Source organism: Candidatus Aminicenantes bacterium, from assembly GCA_026393795.1.
Classification (GTDB): Bacteria; Acidobacteriota; Aminicenantia; order UBA2199; family UBA2199; genus UBA2199.
In genome coordinates this window covers 17823-34490 of record JAPKZL010000222.1, presented here as the reverse complement: position 1 = coordinate 34490, position 16668 = coordinate 17823, and the positions used below count along the sequence as shown (strand labels likewise).

Below are 16668 nucleotides of genomic sequence, written 5' to 3'. Positions count from 1 at the left end.
TCATTATCCTTTCAATCGGGTTTTTCATCGCCGAAATCAAGGTTCAGGGCTTCTGCATGCTTGGCGTAGGTGGTATAATATCTTTTATTTTAGGATCCATGATGCTTATCAATTCACCCATTCCGGAAATGAGGCCGGCCGTGCCCATGATCATCAGCTTCGCCCTGTGTTTTGGTTTTGTTTTTCTATTCCTGACCTTCAAAGTCTTTCAGGCCATGAAGAGAAAACTGGAAACCGGCCGGGAAGGACTTATCGGAGAAAGTGGAGTGGCCAAGACCGATATCGACAACCGCTCGGGCAAGGTGTTTGTTCACGGCGAATGGTGGAACGCAGTGGCCGACGGACTGATCCCGGCCGGCAGCAGGATCCAGGTGGAAGCCATTGAAAATTTGCTGTTAAAAGTAAAAAAATCAGGAGGTTAAGATGGAAGCAAATGCTTTTTTCAGTCCCATAGTTGTCGTGGCCGTTATCGCCATATTTATTGTATTAAGCTGGATCAAAGTGTTGAAAGAATATGAACGTGGCGTTATCTTCCGTTTGGGACGGGTCTTGGACAAACCCAAGGGACCGGGATTGATCCTGGTTTTGTCTCCCGTTGACAAGCTGGTCCGCATCAGTTTGCGCACCATTGTTTTTGATGTCCCGCCCCAGGACATTATCACCCGAGACAATGTTTCGGTCAAGGTAAACGCCGTGGTTTATTTCCGGGTGGTCGAACCCAAGCGGGCGGTTATCGAAGTCCAGGACTACATGTATGCCACCTCGCAGCTCTCACAGACTACGTTGCGTTCGGTTCTGGGCCAGGCCGACCTTGACGAACTGCTCTCGGGGCGCGACAAACTCAATTCACGCTTGCAGTCGATCATCGATGAGCACACCGACCCCTGGGGCATCAAGGTCTCCATGGTGGAAATCAAACACGTCGATTTGCCCCAGGAAATGCAAAGGGCCATGGCCAAGCAGGCTGAAGCCGAAAGAGAACGCCGGGCCAAGATTATCCACGCCGAAGGCGAGAACCAGGCATCGGCGAAACTTCTAGAAGCGGCCAATACCCTTTCCCAGAATCCCACCGCTATTCAGCTGCGTTATCTGCAATCGCTGGTCGAAATCGGCTCAGAAAATTCCACCACCATCGTTTTCCCCATGCCTATAGATTTGCTGAAAGGATTGTTCGAAAAAAAATAAATGGAAAAAACCTATTTTGATATCCGGGTCACTTTTATTCACGTGGTCATTTTTTTAATCGCGGTGATCGCCATCGGCATCTTTCTTTTTTACATGGGCTACCAGGCCGGGCACCGCGTGGGCGATCAACCGGCGGCCAACGGCGCCGAGCCCGGGCTGACCGAGTCGGCCGCTGACCAAAAAAAAGTAAACATGGTCGATGAAAAGCCGATCATGTCGGCCAATGACAAGACGAACGGCAAACAGTCGATTCCCGACGAAATGAAGCTGCACGAAAAACTGCCGCCCACGGAAGCCTCCCCAGCCCCCGGAAAAAATACGCTTGCTGACCAGTACTACGCCATTCAGGTGGGCGCGTTCAGCGATTTTGCCAACGCCCAGAAATACAGCGAGCGATTCGCCCGCTTGGGCTACCAGACCGAAATCATCGTCGAAACGGTCAACAAAAAAAAATTGCATACCGTCCGTGTCGGCAGCTTTGAAACCCTGGCTGAAGCGCAAAAAGAAAAAGACAGGCTGGAAGGCCTGGAGAAAAAGCAATTCAAGATAAAAAAAGGCCACTGAAATTCAAACCTTTTTTATTATGGCTGGGCGCAAGCCTGGCTTACGGCTTGGCCTTTCCCAAGGCACAGATCGCTTTTCTGGCATTCGGCTTCCTGATTCCCCTGCTCCTGCTCAGCGAAAAACAGACCAAAGGCAGGACATTCCTGATATTCTTTTCCTCCGCCTTTCTTTACAACCTGATCATCCTGTACTGGATCCCGCGGGTGATGGTCCAATACGGCGGCACAACTGTAGCCCTGGGCATCACCGGCCTAGTGTGCCTGGTCGCTTTTTTATCGCTTTTCCCCGGACTGGCCGGCGTTCTTATCCGGCAGCGGATCGCCCGCGGCGCAGGCTGGTGGCCGGTCGCCTGGATCCCGGCCATCTGGGTCGGCAAAGACCTGGTGATCGAAAAAATCATCAGCGGCTTCCCCTGGTGCCTGGCCGGATATTCCCAGTATAAAAATACATATTTTATCCAGGTCGCCGAAATCGGCGGCATCCACCTCATTTCATTCCTGATCATCGTTGTCAACGTCCTGCTGTACAATTTCCTGAAAACGAAAAACAGGAAATTTTTGCTGGCGCTGCTGCTGGCTTTCCTGGTCATTTACGGCAGCGGTTTTTGGCTGCTGCACCAGCACGACCAATCGTCCCGGGCGATTTCCTGGCATCGGGCCGGAATTATCCAGCCCAACAGCAACCATGACCTTGTTTTTAACTCCATGACCATCCACAAGACCCTGGACGAACTATTCGCGGCTTCGGCGATTCTAAAAGAACAGGGAGCCGAGCTGGTCGTCTGGCCCGAATTCACGGTGCCGATTTATCCCTTGCAAAATTCCAATTACCAGATGCGATTCACCGCGTTCAGCGAGCGCGTCGTCCCCCTGCTGGCCGGCTTCACCGATTTTCAAAATTTCGACAATGCCTTCAACTCGGTCATGCTCTTCAAGGGCGGCACGGTCGAGAAATACGACAAGTTCCACCTGACCCCTTTCGGCGAATATGTCCTGTTCCGGCGCTGGCTGTTCTTCGTGAAAAAGATCACCGACCAGATCGGCGATTTTACGCCGGGAAAAACCTTGCACAACCTCAACTTTGCCGGTCACTGGCTGGCCACCCCGATTTGCTACGAGATCATCTTTCCCGAACTGACCAGGACCTTGGTTGCTCGCGGCGCCGAATTGATCGTGACCATCTCCAACGATTCCTGGTTTGGAAAATCGTCGGCTCTCTATCAACATCTGGCTATGGCGGTTTTCCGCAGTATTGAAAATCGTCGTTTCCTGCTGCGCTCGACTTCGAACGGCATTTCGGCCTTGGTGGATCCGGCCGGCCGCATCATCTATCAATCCCCCTTGCACCAACCCGACCGCTTTCTTGTTTCATTCCAATACCTGAAACACAAGACTTTTTTCACCCGCTGCGGATACCTTTTCCCCTACCTTTGCTTTATTTTGATTTTGCTCGACTGGTTGGGAATGATCATCAAAAAAACAATAAAACGCTTTCACCAGTCCTGAAGGGTGTAAAAAAAATCGCCGGTGGAACCGATGGTCTGAAAACGTCCGGCCGGAATTTTCAAGAGTTTTGAAACACCCATGAAATAGTTCAGGTTGAAAAGCGGAATAAAGGGCAGGGAGGCCAGCCAGCGTTCGTGGGCATCCAGGTAAATCAGCCGGCGTTTTTTTTCGTCCATCTCGCGCAGGCCCGACTCGAGCAAGGCATCCATTTGCGCATCGACAAAACCGGCGTAGTTGAAATACCCCGAACTAGACAATATATCCTTGAGATTCCAGTCCATGTCCAGGAGAAAGGCGGAAACGGCCAGATCGAAATTGCCTTGCTTCAGGTACTTCAAAAAAGTCTGGTACTCGACGAAAACGGGTTCCAGTTCGACGTTGAACGCCTTCATCTCCTCGCACAAGAACAATACCAGCTGCGTGCGCAAGGTAGACTCGCTATTGGCCAGTATGCGCAGGTGGCGGCGTTGGGAGGGGGCAGCGGCCGGCAGCGGCCGGGCGCGAACACTATCGCTTAAATATAGAAAGGGAGAAAAAACCTTTTCTCCGGCTCCCTTCAGAAACGCATCCAGGAAAGGGGAAGCCAACAGGCGGTTGTAAAACAATCGGCGAAAATTCAAGTCGATGAGCGGGTTCTTCAGATTAAAGACCAGGTAGGTGTAGCCGAATTTTTTGTAGCGCACAAGGCGGAAGCGTTCGCGCCATTCGGGCAGCTGGTGATAGGATTGCACATCGTCGCTTTGCACATCAACCGCATCAAGCTCGTCATTGAGCAATTTCAATGGCCCCTGCTGGGGATCGCGCAGCACCGAGTAGACGACGTGAGTGAATGATCCGCGGTTACCGTAATAGGGATTCTCCTTCAGAACGATGGCTCGCGGCTCGTTTACCTTCTCGATTTGAAAGGGACCGCAGCCCATTGGAAGGCGTGAGCGGAAGGCGCCGGGAGCGCAGCCGCCGATATCGTCGGCGCTCAGGATCTTGAAAGTCAGATAGTTTTTCCAGGGGGCGAATTTTTCCTTCAACTTGATGCGCATGCGCCAGGGGTCGACGACAGCGATTTTTTCAATGAAGGCCAGATCGGAAAGGTAGGGATATTCATAGATGGGATTTTTCAGCAGCTCGATCGTGGCCGCGACATCCTGGCTTCGCAAGGCGGCACCGTTGGCGAAACGGACCCCCTTTTTCAAGGTAAGCGAAATCTCCAGTCGCCCTTCATCCCATTGCCAGTCAGCCACCAGCTCGGGACGGATCTCGCCGGCCGGGTCGAAGTAAAACAAGGCTTGATGGATTTTGTTCATCACTGCCTGCGCCGTTTCGCTGGTCGCATAGACGGGATTCAAAACCGACGGGAAATCGAAACAACCGAGCCGCAGCACCCGGGGTTCGGCAGCCGGCAAAAATAAAGGGAGAAAAACGAGGGCGCACAGGCCGCGCCTGAGAAGATTCACCTTCAACCCTTATTTGACCAGGCGGACTTCGCTGATTTCAGGAACCTGTTCCTTCATGACCTGCTCGACGTAGCCCTTGATGGTGAAGGTGCTCATCGGACAACCGAAGCATGCCCCCTTGAGACGGACCAGGACGGCTTTCTCCTCGGCGAGCACGTCAACCAACTCAATGTCGCCGCCGTCTCCCTGCAGGGCGGGACGAACCGCTTCAATCACGGCGGTCACTTTTTCTTTCAATTCCATTTCATTCTCCTAGGCGAATTTTAGTCCAGCAAAACTGCAAAGTCCCCGGCATGGGGGGATAAGAACCACAAATAAAAAATTATCCATACTTATTGTAAAGAGAATTTTTTATTAGGTTCTAACATTTCCCGCAACGCGTGCCGGGCTTTTTCGGCGATAAGCGGGTCAACGGTTATTTCATACTTTTCTTCGTTCAAGGCAGCATAGACGTCGGCCAGCGTGGTGCGCTTCATGTTGCTGCAGATTTTGGTTGTCCCGGGCGGGTAAAAAATCTTGCCGGGATTTTCCCGCTTCATCCTCTCCAGCAGACCCTGTTCGGTGGCCACGATGAATTCCTTTTGCGGCGAACGCGAAACGTATTTCAGCATGCCGCTGGTCGACAGGACTTCATCGGCCAGGGCCGTCACTTCCGGGCACACTTCCGGATGAACGATCACTGTCGCCAGGGGATAGCGGTTGCGCATAGCGACGATCTCGTCCGCGCTTATGCGCCAATGAACATAGCAAAAACCCTCAAACAAAAACAATTTTTTATCGGGAACCATTTTTTGTACATAGCTCCCCAGGTTTTCGTCGGGAATGAAGATGATTTCCCGGGCCGGGATGTCGGCCACAACCTGGACCGCGTTGGCCGACGTGCAGCAGACATCGCTCTCGGCCTTGATCTCGACCGACGAGTTCACGTAGGTCACAACCGGTGCCTGCGGGTGCTGCCGCTTCATTTCGCGCAGGTCATCCAGGGTGATCATGTCGGCCATGGGACAGCCGGCGTCCAGGCGCGGCAGCAAAACTTTTTTCCCCGGCGAAAGGATCTTCGCCGTTTCGGCCATGAATTTCACCCCGGCGAAGACGATGATCGCTTGGGTCAATTCGGCCGCTTTCCTGCTCAATTCAAGGGAATCGCCCAGAAAATCGGCGCTGAGCTGCACCGCCTCGACCTGGTAGTTGTGGGCCAGGATGACGGCATTTTTCTGCTTTTTCAGCCTGGCAATTTCCCGAGCCAAATTGTTTTTTCCCGGCATGCATTTATCCGAGTTTATTGTATGCCTTTTTTTTCAATCAGTCAAATGTTAAAAATTAACCAAAAAGATTCCAGGCTGTCATTGTTGCCGGCCATTTCATTTTTTTTCGTTGCCATAGCCTTACAGACGGCCGAAAATGGTGTATAATAGCTCCGGGAGAAAGAGCGAATGAAAAACCCATTTTTTTCGATTGCCCTGCTTCTGCTACCCGGATTGCTTTTTTCCCCGGCCTGCTCCATAAAAAAATTCGCCATGAATCAGGTCGCCAACGCCCTGACCGGGCCGTCTTCCAGCACGGTGTTCAGCGGCGACGACGACCCCGAGCTGGTGGGTGACGCCCTGCCTTTCGCCATCAAGATGTACGAATCGCTGATGGTCGCCAATCCCGGCCACCTGGGACTCAAGCTGAAAACGGGGAGTCTTTACATCATGTACGCCAACGCCTTTCTGCAGTCCCCGGCGCTCATGCTTCCGGCCAGCGAATTCAAATTGCAGGAATTCAATTACCAGCGCGCAAAAAAACTGTATTTGCGCGGCCGCGACATCATCCTTTCCGCGCTTGAGCACAAGTACCCCGGCTTCAAACAAAATTTGCAGAAAAAACTATATGCCCAGACTTTGGCCGCCACGGATAAAAAAGACGTCCCGTTGCTCTATTGGGCCGGGGCCGGCTGGCTCGGCGCCTACGCCATCGACCCCTTCGACATGGACCTGGGGATGACCCTGCCGGCCGCGGCCGCCTTGATGAACCGGGTCCTCGAGCTGGAAGCCGATTATTCCGGAGGCGCCATCCACGAATTCTACATCCTCTATTACGGATCGCTGCCCGATTACATGGGCGGGAGCCTGCAGAAGGCGCGCGAACATTTTGAAAAGGCGATCGCCATCTCTGCCGGCAAGTCTGCGACTCCCTACATCTCGCTGGCGACCACCGTCGCGGTCAAGGAACAGAACCTCGAGGAATTCCGTTCGTTGCTCAAGCAGGCGCTGGCCATCGACCCGGACAACGATCCGGAAAACCGGCTGGTGAATATTCTGAATCAGCGCAAGGCGCTTTGGCTCAGCGAACACGCCGACGATTTTTTCCTGGATGCGGAACCCGCCAATAGCGGAAACAAGGAGTAAGAATTATGAAGTGGATGAGAATAATCATTCTTTTGCTGTTCCTGCCCCTGCTCGCTAGCGCGCAAGTCATCAAGATCGGCAGCATCGCCCCGGACCGCTCGCCCTGGAACGACGCGCTGAAGGAGATCGGCCGCGAATGGGAACGAATCACCAACGGCCAGGTGGTATTGAAAATCTATCCGGGCGGGATAGCCGGTGACGAGGACGACATGATCCGCAAGATGAAATTCGGCACCCTGGGCGGAGCCGTGCTGACCAATATCGGAATCACGGACATCAATGCCGACGCGCTCGTGCTCAGTGCTCCTTTCTTGTTCAATTCGGAAAAAGAGCTAAATTACATCATGGGGCAACTGGTGCCCATCTTTGAAAAACAAAACCGAGAAAAGGGATACCAGACCATCATCTGGACCATGAGCGGCTGGGTCAATTTTTTCTCGAAGAGTCCCGTACTCTACCCGCAGGATATGAAAAAGCAAAAACTGTCGGTCAGCAGCGGCGAACCGGAAATGGAGCAGGCCTGGAAAAAATCGGGCTACCACGTCGTGCCCACCGAACTCAAGGACTTGATGATGTCCCTGCAAAGCGGCATGGTTGAGGCTTTCTATCTGCCACCGCTGCTGGCCGGCGCCGGGCAGTATTTCCCCTTTGCTCCGCACATGAATTCCCTGAATATAGCGCCGTTGGTGGGAGGTTTGGTCATCGTAAGCAGGATCTGGGATAAGATCCCCGAAAACTACAAGCAGCCGATGATGGCCGCGGTGAAAAAAGTCGAGGCTGCTTTGTCGGGAAAAACCGACGCATTGGAACGGGACGCACTGGCCTCCATGAAAAAAAATGGCCTGATCATCCACGAAGCACCGGCCGACAGCCTGCCCCAATGGCAGGATGCCGCCAACAAGGGCATGGACGAACTGGTCGGCAAGAAATTTAGCCGGGAAATCTACGATAAAGTACGGCAATTGCTGCAGGAGTATCGCCAGAAAAATGTCCAATAGGAAGTTTGTAGAACTGTTCAATGGATTAGAAAATTTACTGGCTTTTTTTACTATTTTCCTGCTGGCGCTTTTTCCTTTTTTGGAAGTGATCGCCCGCACGGTTTTTCACACCGGCGTAGCCAATTCCACCGTGTTCACCCATCACCTGGTTCTGATACTGGCTTTTATCGGCGCCGTCATTACGGCGAGAGAAAACAAACATCTATCGCTCACGCTGAATTGGAAATTACCCGCTGGGCTTCTGAAGCGCATCCAGGTGGTCAGCGCTTTGATCAACACGACTTTCTGCACCGCCTTCGCCTGGATCTCATTTTCATTTCTCCTGAACGCCTTTGGCCCAGAAGAAAAAGTAGCAATTTTCCCCTTGCGCTGGATAACCATGGTCATGCCCCTGGGATACCTGCTCATGGCTGTTCGCTTCATCACCCATACCCCGCCCAAGCCTTTGGCGAAAATCATCGCCGCGCTGGGGCTGATCCTGGGAACGCTCCTGGCGTTGGGGGCAATCGCCAATGTTTCCCATGTGTTGCTTCCAAGCGCCGGTGAATTCTTAGATTCCCTGGTGCCGATTTACAACCAAGTCCTGGGTCGCCTGGTCACCCCTTTGATCTTGGTCTTGATCGTCTCGGCGGTCTTCGGGGTACCGATATTCATCGTTCTGGGAGGCCTGGGTTTCCTGTTCTTCGCCAAAGCGGCCCAACCGCTGGAGGTCATGGCCAACGAAGCATACTCGCTTCTAACCAGCCATGCCATTGCCGCCATTCCCCTTTTTACCTTCACCGGCTTTGTCCTGTCTGAAAGCAAGGCGAGCGAAAGGCTGGTCAAGCTTTTCAAGGCTTTTTTTTCATGGTTCCCCGGCGGCTTGGCCATCATGGCCATCCTGGTCTGCACTTTTTTCACCACTTTCACCGGCGCATCCGGGGTCACCATCCTGGCGGTGGGCGGTCTGCTGTCCTATGTTCTGATCAAGGGGAACTACAGCCCGAAATTCAGCACCGGTCTGCTCACCGCAACCGGCAGCATCGGCCTGCTTTTTCCGCCGAGCCTGCCGGTCATCATTTACGGGGTAACGGCGCAAATCAGCATCAAGGATATGTTTATCGGCGGCATCGTCCCGGGAATTCTCATGGTGCTGACCATGATCATATTTGGAATTTGGTACGCTATAAGAAACAAGGTGACCCGGCAACACTTTGTTTTAAAGGAAGCTTTTACCGCCACCAAGGATTCTTTCTGGGAATTGCTCCTGCCGGTCATTATTGTGTACGGTTATTTCGGCGGCATCACCACCTTGGTGGAAAGCGGAGCCATCGCGGTGATTTATGCCCTGTTCATCGAGGTCGTGATTCACAAAGACCTGAAAATAAAAGATCTGCCTCAGGTGCTGCTCAAATGCATGCCGGTTATGGGCGGCGTTCTGGCTATCCTGGCCCTGGCCAAGGGTCTTTCCTATTATGTCGTCGATGCCGAGATCCCCATGCAGTTGACCGCCTGGGTGCAAATCCACATCAGTTCCAAATATGTGTTCCTGCTGCTGTTGAACATCGGCTTGCTGATCACGGGCTGTTTCATGGATATCTTTTCGGCCATCCTGGTGGTCGTCCCGCTGATCATCCCGGTGGCCAATCTCTTTGGCATCCATCCCGTGCATCTGGGGATCATTTTTCTGGCCAACTTGGAACTGGGCTACCTGACGCCGCCCCTCGGTTTGAACCTTTTCCTGGCCTCTTACCGCTTCAATGAACCGATGGGCAAAGTCGTCAAGGATGTCTTCCCCTTTCTCATCATCCAACTGGTGGCGGTCTTGCTGATCACCTACGTACCGTTTCTGACTACGGGATTGCTGACCCTTTTCAAATAAATTTCTATTTTGCATCCGGCCCGGCCGGCCGAGAAGAAAATGATCTTGGTATTATTCGGGAAAACACGCTTTCTAATGTCAATCCCTTCGCTGGGCAGGATGAAAAGCCCTTCCACGTCGTCCATTTTAACGTACGGGGTATTTTTTTCGGAGAGTCCCACCTTGACCTGGGGATAATTGATCCGCAAACTCCCCAGAGTGCTGTTGATGCCGATGCCCTTCTCGGTCTGAAAAAGATCGCTGATCAGGGAGATCCCCCACACCCGTCCCTGGTTCTCATAGACAAAAAAAAGCGGTTCGTTGCTTTGATCCAGCACCTTGTACACATCGTAATACACGTCATTGACAAGCACTTTCCGCTTCAAGACAACGTACGAAGAGAGCAGGATGGTTTCCAGCTGGGTGGTTGGCATGCCCAGCGATATTTTCCCTACCCTCCTTCCCGAGATCAGCAGATCCCCGGGGATCGGTTTTCCAAACCCATGGACAGCGCGGAATTGCACCTTGCAAACCCCGCTCCCGGGTTGGGCGGGCAAGCGGATGATCTCCAATCCGGCATTCAGCAATTCAGCGGAAAATTGCGCCAAATCGCTGCCGCTGACCGACTGCAGCACGCGGTCAGCAGTCCGGATTAACCCCTTTTGCGGGGTGGTCACGGTGGTTTCCTCGGAAAGCATTTTTTGCTTGTCCGCTTTTTCTTCCACGCTTATTTTGAAACCGCGATATTCTCCCTTGCTGGTCGTGGTGCCGGTGGTCCCGCGGCCAACCGTTTTGCCTTCACTGGAGACCTGCAAACGGATCTTCAGGGCATCGACCATGGCGGCCAATTCGGGATCGGCCGTTGCTGAAACGACCGGCCCGGTCGCCTTGACGGTCATGGGTGCCTGGCCGGTGAATTCGTCGTCCGACAGGATCAGGCTGAGTTTGTCTGCCTGGCGGGCGAGCTTGTTTTTCAGCATGCGCTCGGCGTCAGGGTTGCCGGTTTCGGCCGTTTCTTCAAGGTTTTCTCCTGTCGCCGGCTTGAGGGCCTTGTTCCTTTGCCGCCCCTGCGTGATCAGCAAAACGAACAAAATCAAACAGACCAGGATGATCGAAAACGAAATCCAGATAATCTGGGTCTGCGTCAACTTCTTGAAGCGTTCCCTCTTGGCGTAAACCGATCCGGGTTCTTCGGCCGGGCCGTGGGCGGCATCACCGTCCGGGATCCTTTCCGGCTTGCGTTCAGCGGCCGCCGGCATGGAGGTCAGCAACCTCGTCTGGCTGGGATCGTAGGCCGTTCCAGCCGGTCGCTCTTTCGGCTCCTCCGGCTCGGGGAAAGGATTATCTTCATGGTTTTTATTTTCAGTCATGGTCTGCTCCGAAAGTAAAATAAACCCTGGCGATTTTTTTGTCAACCATGCCGCTGAACGAAGCTAATTTTCCCAGATACCGGGAATGGCCGAGCCACAGGTACGGCATCGTCCCGCTTGCAAAGCCAGCACGGAGGTCTGATACCCCAGGCGGCGGATCAATTTTGTCCGGCATTGCGGGCAAACGGTATCGTTCCAAGAATCAGCGCTCAGATTGCCGCCATAAAGATATTTCAAGCCCATCTCCGCGCCCAGGCGCAGGAAACCGTATATGGAATCTTCGGCCGTGGGCGGGATGTTCCGCAGGCGGTACTGCGGGAAAAACCGCGACACATGCCAAGGCATGCGGTCGTCGATTCCCAGTAAAAACAAGATCAGGCGCTTGATCTCTTCGCGATCATCGTTCAATCCCGGGATCAGCAACGTGGTAATTTCAAGCCAGACCCCGCTGGCTTTCAGCGCGGCAATCGTCTCCATGACCGGTTTCAGGCGGGCGGAGCAATAGTGCTTGTAAAAATCGTCATTGAAGGCTTTCAAATCGATGTTGGCCGCGTCCAGGTATGGGACCAGCATGGCCAACGCCTGGCCGCTCAGGTAACCGTTGCTGACCATGACATTTTTCAATCCCGCCTGGTGCGCCAGGCGGGCGGTCTGAAGCATCAACTCAAAAAAAACGGTGGGTTCGGTGTAGGTATATGAGATCGAGCGGGCGCGGTTATCCAGGGCGTTTTGCACCAGTTCCTCCGGCGAGACATTCTCCCCCGAAATGCCCGGTTCATCTTGGACCATGGATATGGAATGATTCTGGCAGAAGCGGCAGGAAAAATTGCAGCCCATGGCGGCGATGGAGAAAGAGCTTGAGCCGGGCAGAAAATGATACAGGGGCTTTTTTTCAATCGGGTCCATATGCATGGCGATCACTCGGTCGGAATTCAGCGAATAAAGTGTGCCGGCAATGTTTTTTCTGACCCGGCAGATACCGGACCCCCCTTCGGGCAAACGGCATTGATGGGCGCACAGCCGGCAGGTGACCTGGTTCTGACTTCCTTTCTCAAAAAGTTCGGCCTTGATCACCTTGGCTCCATTTCAAGCGCCAGCCGGCAAAAACTCCCTTTCGCGTCGCGGGAACTCACTCCAGCGAGACAAGGTACTCTTCACAATTGAGGGCGGCTTGAACGCCCATGCCCACCGATATCGACACTTGCCGCCGGTTGCCCTTGATGACCTCTCCGGCCACGTACAATCCCTTGGCCTTGGTGGACAGGGAAATGTCGGTGACGACATAGCCGTTGCCGTCCAGATCGACGTAATCCTTGATCAATACGGTGTTGGGGATGGTGCCGATGGCCAAAAAAGCCCCGGCAAACGGGATGCTCTCGACCGCGGCGGTTTTTTTGTTTCTCAGCTCAACGGCTTCCAGTTTCTGTTCACCCCGGAAAGCGAGAACCTCCCTGTCCCAAAGCATTTTGATTTTCGGATTTTTGAAAACCCGCTCCTGAAGTATTTTTTCCGCCCGCAGTTCGTCGCGGCGATGAATCACCCAGACCTCGGAAGCGAATTTCGCCAGGTGCAGGGCCTCGGCAATGGCCGTGTCGCCGCCGCCGAGGACGGCCACCTTGCGATCCTTGAAGAAGGGCGCGTCGCAGGTCGCGCAGACCGAAACCCCGCGCCCGAGCAGTTCTTTTTCTCCCTTCACGTTGAAAAAGCGGTGCACGGAACCGGCGGCGAAAACGACCGCCTTGGCCGTAAAAAAACCATTGTAGACGTCAAGCCGCCACGATTGGCCTTCGGGGCGGATGGCGGTGACCTCATCATTTTCCAGTACCACCCCGTAACGCTGGGCCTGCTTAACCATCTGCTCCATCAAATCGGCCGGGACGACGGGCTCGGCGAAACCGGGATAGTTTTCGATGATATCCGCCTTGATGATCTGCCCGCCAAACACCTGTTTTTCCAGGACCAGGGTTTTGCGCAGGGCCCGGCCGCAATAAATCGCCGCCGCCAGGCCGGCCGGCCCGCCGCCGACAATGATGATATCCCAATGGCTTTCCATTATTGAACTTCGATCAGGGTTTTCTCAATCTGGCTCGGGTTGACGGCACCGACAAGCTGCGTTTTGACCAATCCGTTTTTGATGAACAAAAGGGTCGGCAGCGAGCGCACGAAAAAGCGGGAGGAAGTCAGGGGATTTTCATTCACATTGACTTTGACCACACGGACCTTCTCCGGATAGCTGGCGGCGATCTTTTCCAGTCCCGGATCCATGAGCTTGCACGGGGCGCAGGTGGGAGCCCAGAAATCGACAATCAGCATCTTGGCGCCATTCATGAAACTGTCAAAATTTCCGTCATTGGCAGAAAGAATCTCAGCCATGGTTACCGTCCTCCCCTAAAATTTTATTATACAATTTTATATATTCCCGAACCACCTTTTCCCAGGAAAAATCGAGCAGCATGCCGTTTTGCTGAAGACGCCGCCAGGCGTCCGCGTCCTGGTACAAGCGGATTGCCTTGCGGATGACCGGCGCAACGTCAGCGGCCTGGTTGCTCGAAAATTTAAAACCGCTCCCGCCACCGGCGGCGTCGAATTCCGTCACCGAGTCTTCCAATCCACCGGTGGCGCGAACCACGGGAACCGTGCCGTATTTCAAGCTGTACAGCTGATTCAGGCCGCAAGGCTCATACAGCGAGGGCATGAAAAACAGGTCGGCGGCCGCTTCCAGCCGATGGGCCATCCGTTCATCGAAACGATTCAGAAAAGTGAAATTCTCCGGGAAACGAGCGGCCGTTTCCTGCAACTTTTCGGTCCAAAAACCGTCGCCGCACCCCAAGAAGACAAAATGCAAATTTTCCTTGAGCAGAACCGGCAGCAGCTCCACCAGCAGCCGCATCCCTTTCTGCTCGCTGATCCTGGCAATCATGATCAGCAACGGCGCCCGGGGATTTTTGCCGATGCCGAGCTCGCGGTACAGGGCTTGTTTATTCAAGCTTTTGATTTCCGGGTTCCGACACGAATAGGGATGGTCGATGAAAGGATCGATCTCGGGATTCCACTGGCCGTAATCGGCGCCATTCAGGATTCCGCTCAGCTTGAATGAAAATTTGTTGAGCAGCCCATCCAGCCCGAATCCGTTTTCGGATCGAAGAATTTCCCCGGCATAGGTGGGACTGACGGTGAGCAGCCAATCGGAAAAGATGATCCCCGCTTTCATGAAGTTCAGTTTGCCGTAGAACTCAAGGTATTCCGGCGAAAAAAAGTGCTCAGGAAGCCCGGTCTCCTCGAACAGATTCCCGTCAAAAATTCCCTGATAGCCAAGGTTGTGAATGGAAAAAATTGTTTTGCTCTTTTGCAAAAATGGCGGCGCGCTCGGGAGCTTGACCAACAGCGGTATCAGCGCGGCTTGCCAATCATGACTGTGAATGACATCAAAAAACAGTTTCCGCCGCTGCACGAATTCGACGACTGCTTTCTGGAAGAAAAAGAAACGGAGAAAGTTGTCGGGATAATCGCCGCCGGAATCCCCGTAAAGAAATTCGCGGGCAAAAAATGCTTCCTGGGCGACGAAATAGACAGTAAAACGGGGAGCCATATCCGCCTTTTTTATGGTGGCCTGGAACAAGCGCGAACCGATTGCCAGGGTGAAGGAATCGATTGTTCTCAGTTCTAGGCCGCGAATGCCTTCGGTACTGTATTCGGGAATGATCAAAGAGACCGTTTGCTTGGCGGCCATGACTCGCGGCAGGATGCCGACCACATCGGCGAGTCCGCCGGTTTTTGCGAACGGCACGGCCTCACTGGCTACAAAAAGAATGTTCACCAATTTCCCCCGACAGGCGATTTTTTATTTCGCTGGCTATTTTACCCCAATAACGCTAAATGTCAACATCCGGAATGATAAAAACACAAAATGTGGGGTTTAAAAGGTTATTTCTTTTTTTTAAAAGCAGAGAACATCGACTGTTTCTTGCCGCCCGTCGTCATTTCGGCTATTTTACTCAGCGCCACTTCATGGTCTGGATCAATCGCTAATGTTCTTCTAAAAAAGTTTTCCGCCCGCTTGTCCATTTTTTCCGCTAAAAACAACAATCCCAGCGCCGCCAACGGTTCCGCATTCCATGGTTCCATCTCGACGACTTTTTGCAAATTCTTTTCGGCAACCCGGCGCATGGTCGGGATGTTGGATTGGCTCACGCCCAGCAGCAAAAAATAGGAGGCCTTGCCGGGATCATTTCGCACCGCTTCTTCCATGATACTGGCCGCTTCCCAAAATCTTTTTTGTGAATAGAGGGTTTTGGCTTTGCGATAGAACAGGTTCGCCTTTTCACCCAAGTTCTCGCTGCCTTTATCCATGCTTTGGATCTCTTTGTAACCCTTCATGTCATATTCGCGCCGTTTTTCCTCATGGTTGAGAACTTCAAAAGCTTTGTTGATGTGCGCAAAGACAAAATTGGCCTTTTCCCTTAACTCGGGATCGCGGGCGTCGCCGAAGCGATCGGGGTGAAATTTATTCGCATGCTGGTAATAGGCGTCCTTGATTTCATTGAACGTCGCCGTGTTTTTCAAATTGAACAGTTCATAATAATCCATTTCCTTGGCTCTCAGCTTCTCATACAGGGTGGTCAACTCTTCCATATTCTCGCTGGTATCCTTGTCAACAGTCGCTTGGGTGAATTCAAGGGTATTCAGCAAAAAAAAGAGCATGAGTTTCTGCCACAAGGTTTCCTCGGCTACGCCCATCTGGGCGGCGATTTCCGCGGCCCGGCCGGGAGCGTGGCGCTGCAATTCCTGGTAAAAATCAATTTCGGCGGAATTGAAAAACTCCCTTATTTCATTCGCGAGGGGTTTGGGCTGCAGGGAATGATTGACAAAATTGTTTTTAAACAAGGGCAGGCTTTTGAACCTCTGGACGCCCTCGAAAAAAATCACCGGCAATTCGATCTTGAAAATGGAATCTTCCGGAAGGTCGGGACGCAGCGGCGAGAACTCCCATTCGCCGCCGGTCAAAGAAAACGTGGATAGGGCGATTACCCTGATTTGATAGATCAGGGCGAAATGGAGGTCTTTTTGACTGATGAAATTGTTCCTGACCATCAGGGTGCCGATCTTATCCTTCTGGCCCGAAAGCAGTTTATGGATGTCCCAGAACTGGGTCTGATTTATCTTCCCGATCTTAAAAAGGATTTCGCCCAGACGCTCATGCAGGACGTTGGTCCTGGCAAAACAGAGATTGCCTTCGTTGAAATACAAGGTTTTTTCAAAACTATCCCCTTTCAAATTCAGTTCGCCGCTGCTCTTCTCGATGAATATTTTTCTTAAAACAAACGGCACTGGAGATTCAATGATTCGTTTTCCCATCACAATCCCT

The 16668-nt window shown here is 52.9% G+C and carries 16 protein-coding genes; 7 read left to right on the top strand and 9 right to left on the bottom strand.

Translation table 11 applies throughout. From position 1 onward, the window contains the following. The 4 genes from NTW95_10975 to lnt all read left to right on the top strand — a co-directional run. Positions 1-422, top strand: a 422-nt coding sequence (locus NTW95_10975; GenBank protein ID MCX6557936.1) for a nodulation protein NfeD, incomplete at its 5' end; no start/stop codon positions are given. A 1-nt stretch (position 423) separates the two neighbouring features. Then, positions 424-1185, top strand: coding sequence for a slipin family protein (locus NTW95_10970; protein ID MCX6557935.1), 762 nt, complete (start codon positions 424-426; stop codon positions 1183-1185). Further along, positions 1186-1749, top strand: coding sequence for an SPOR domain-containing protein (locus NTW95_10965; protein MCX6557934.1), 564 nt, complete (start codon positions 1186-1188; stop codon positions 1747-1749). Between the two features lie 35 nt (positions 1750-1784). Next, entirely contained in the window at positions 1785-3254 is a 1470-nt protein-coding gene (gene lnt / locus NTW95_10960) for an apolipoprotein N-acyltransferase (protein MCX6557933.1), read from the top strand. On the opposite strand, the gene NTW95_10955 is transcribed toward lnt, so the two are convergent. The 3 genes from NTW95_10955 to nadA all read right to left on the bottom strand — a co-directional run bounded on the left by NTW95_10955 (position 3242) and on the right by nadA (position 5970). Then, on the bottom strand, positions 3242-4705 hold the full coding sequence (locus NTW95_10955) for an ABC transporter substrate-binding protein (GenBank protein ID MCX6557932.1): 1464 nt from the start codon (positions 4703-4705) through the stop codon (positions 3242-3244). The two genes, lnt and NTW95_10955, sit on opposite strands and share 13 nt — an antisense overlap. Before the next feature lie 9 nt (positions 4706-4714). After that, entirely contained in the window at positions 4715-4942 is a 228-nt protein-coding gene (locus NTW95_10950; GenBank protein ID MCX6557931.1) for a NifU family protein, read from the bottom strand. Positions 4943-5037: 95 nt separating this feature from the next. Further along, positions 5038-5970, bottom strand: a complete 933-nt coding sequence (nadA, locus tag NTW95_10945) for a quinolinate synthase NadA (protein MCX6557930.1) — start codon at positions 5968-5970, stop codon at positions 5038-5040. 168 nt (positions 5971-6138) lie between these two features. Here nadA and NTW95_10940 point away from each other — a divergent pair, with 168 nt between their 5' ends. The 3 genes from NTW95_10940 to NTW95_10930 are packed head-to-tail and all read left to right on the top strand — an operon-like array spanning position 6139 to position 9954. Next, the gene (locus tag NTW95_10940; protein MCX6557929.1) at positions 6139-7095 is read left to right on the top strand and encodes a TRAP transporter TatT component family protein; all 957 of its coding nucleotides are present in this window, start codon (positions 6139-6141) and stop codon (positions 7093-7095) included. Between the two features lie 5 nt (positions 7096-7100). Next, positions 7101-8093 carry a TRAP transporter substrate-binding protein DctP gene (gene dctP, locus NTW95_10935; GenBank protein ID MCX6557928.1) on the top strand — a complete coding sequence of 331 codons (993 nt, stop codon included), beginning with the start codon at positions 7101-7103 and terminating at the stop codon, positions 8091-8093. After that, positions 8083-9954 carry a TRAP transporter large permease subunit gene (locus NTW95_10930; GenBank protein MCX6557927.1) on the top strand — a complete coding sequence of 624 codons (1872 nt, stop codon included), beginning with the start codon at positions 8083-8085 and terminating at the stop codon, positions 9952-9954. The genes dctP and NTW95_10930 overlap by 11 nt, the downstream gene beginning before the upstream one ends. Here the strand turns inward: NTW95_10930 and NTW95_10925 are convergent. The 6 genes from NTW95_10925 to NTW95_10900 form a co-directional block, all read right to left on the bottom strand. Beyond that, positions 9909-11303, bottom strand: coding sequence for a hypothetical protein (locus NTW95_10925; protein ID MCX6557926.1), 1395 nt, complete (start codon positions 11301-11303; stop codon positions 9909-9911). The two genes, NTW95_10930 and NTW95_10925, sit on opposite strands and share 46 nt — an antisense overlap. A 63-nt stretch (positions 11304-11366) precedes the next feature. Continuing rightward, a complete protein-coding gene (gene amrS / locus NTW95_10920; GenBank protein MCX6557925.1) occupies positions 11367-12377 on the bottom strand; it encodes an AmmeMemoRadiSam system radical SAM enzyme in 1011 nt (336 codons plus the stop codon). 55 nt (positions 12378-12432) lie between these two features. Then, entirely contained in the window at positions 12433-13356 is a 924-nt protein-coding gene (locus NTW95_10915; GenBank protein MCX6557924.1) for an FAD-dependent oxidoreductase, read from the bottom strand. Beyond that, positions 13356-13676, bottom strand: a complete 321-nt coding sequence (locus tag NTW95_10910; GenBank protein ID MCX6557923.1) for a thioredoxin domain-containing protein — start codon at positions 13674-13676, stop codon at positions 13356-13358. The genes NTW95_10915 and NTW95_10910 overlap by 1 nt, the downstream gene beginning before the upstream one ends. Further along, complete coding sequence (locus NTW95_10905; protein ID MCX6557922.1) at positions 13669-15120, bottom strand: glycogen/starch synthase; 1452 nt, start codon at positions 15118-15120, stop codon at positions 13669-13671. Before NTW95_10905 ends, NTW95_10910 begins: the two co-directional genes overlap by 8 nt. A 107-nt stretch (positions 15121-15227) precedes the next feature. Further along, a complete protein-coding gene (locus tag NTW95_10900) occupies positions 15228-16658 on the bottom strand; it encodes a DnaJ domain-containing protein (GenBank protein MCX6557921.1) in 1431 nt (476 codons plus the stop codon). Positions 16659-16668: the final 10 nt, after the last annotated feature.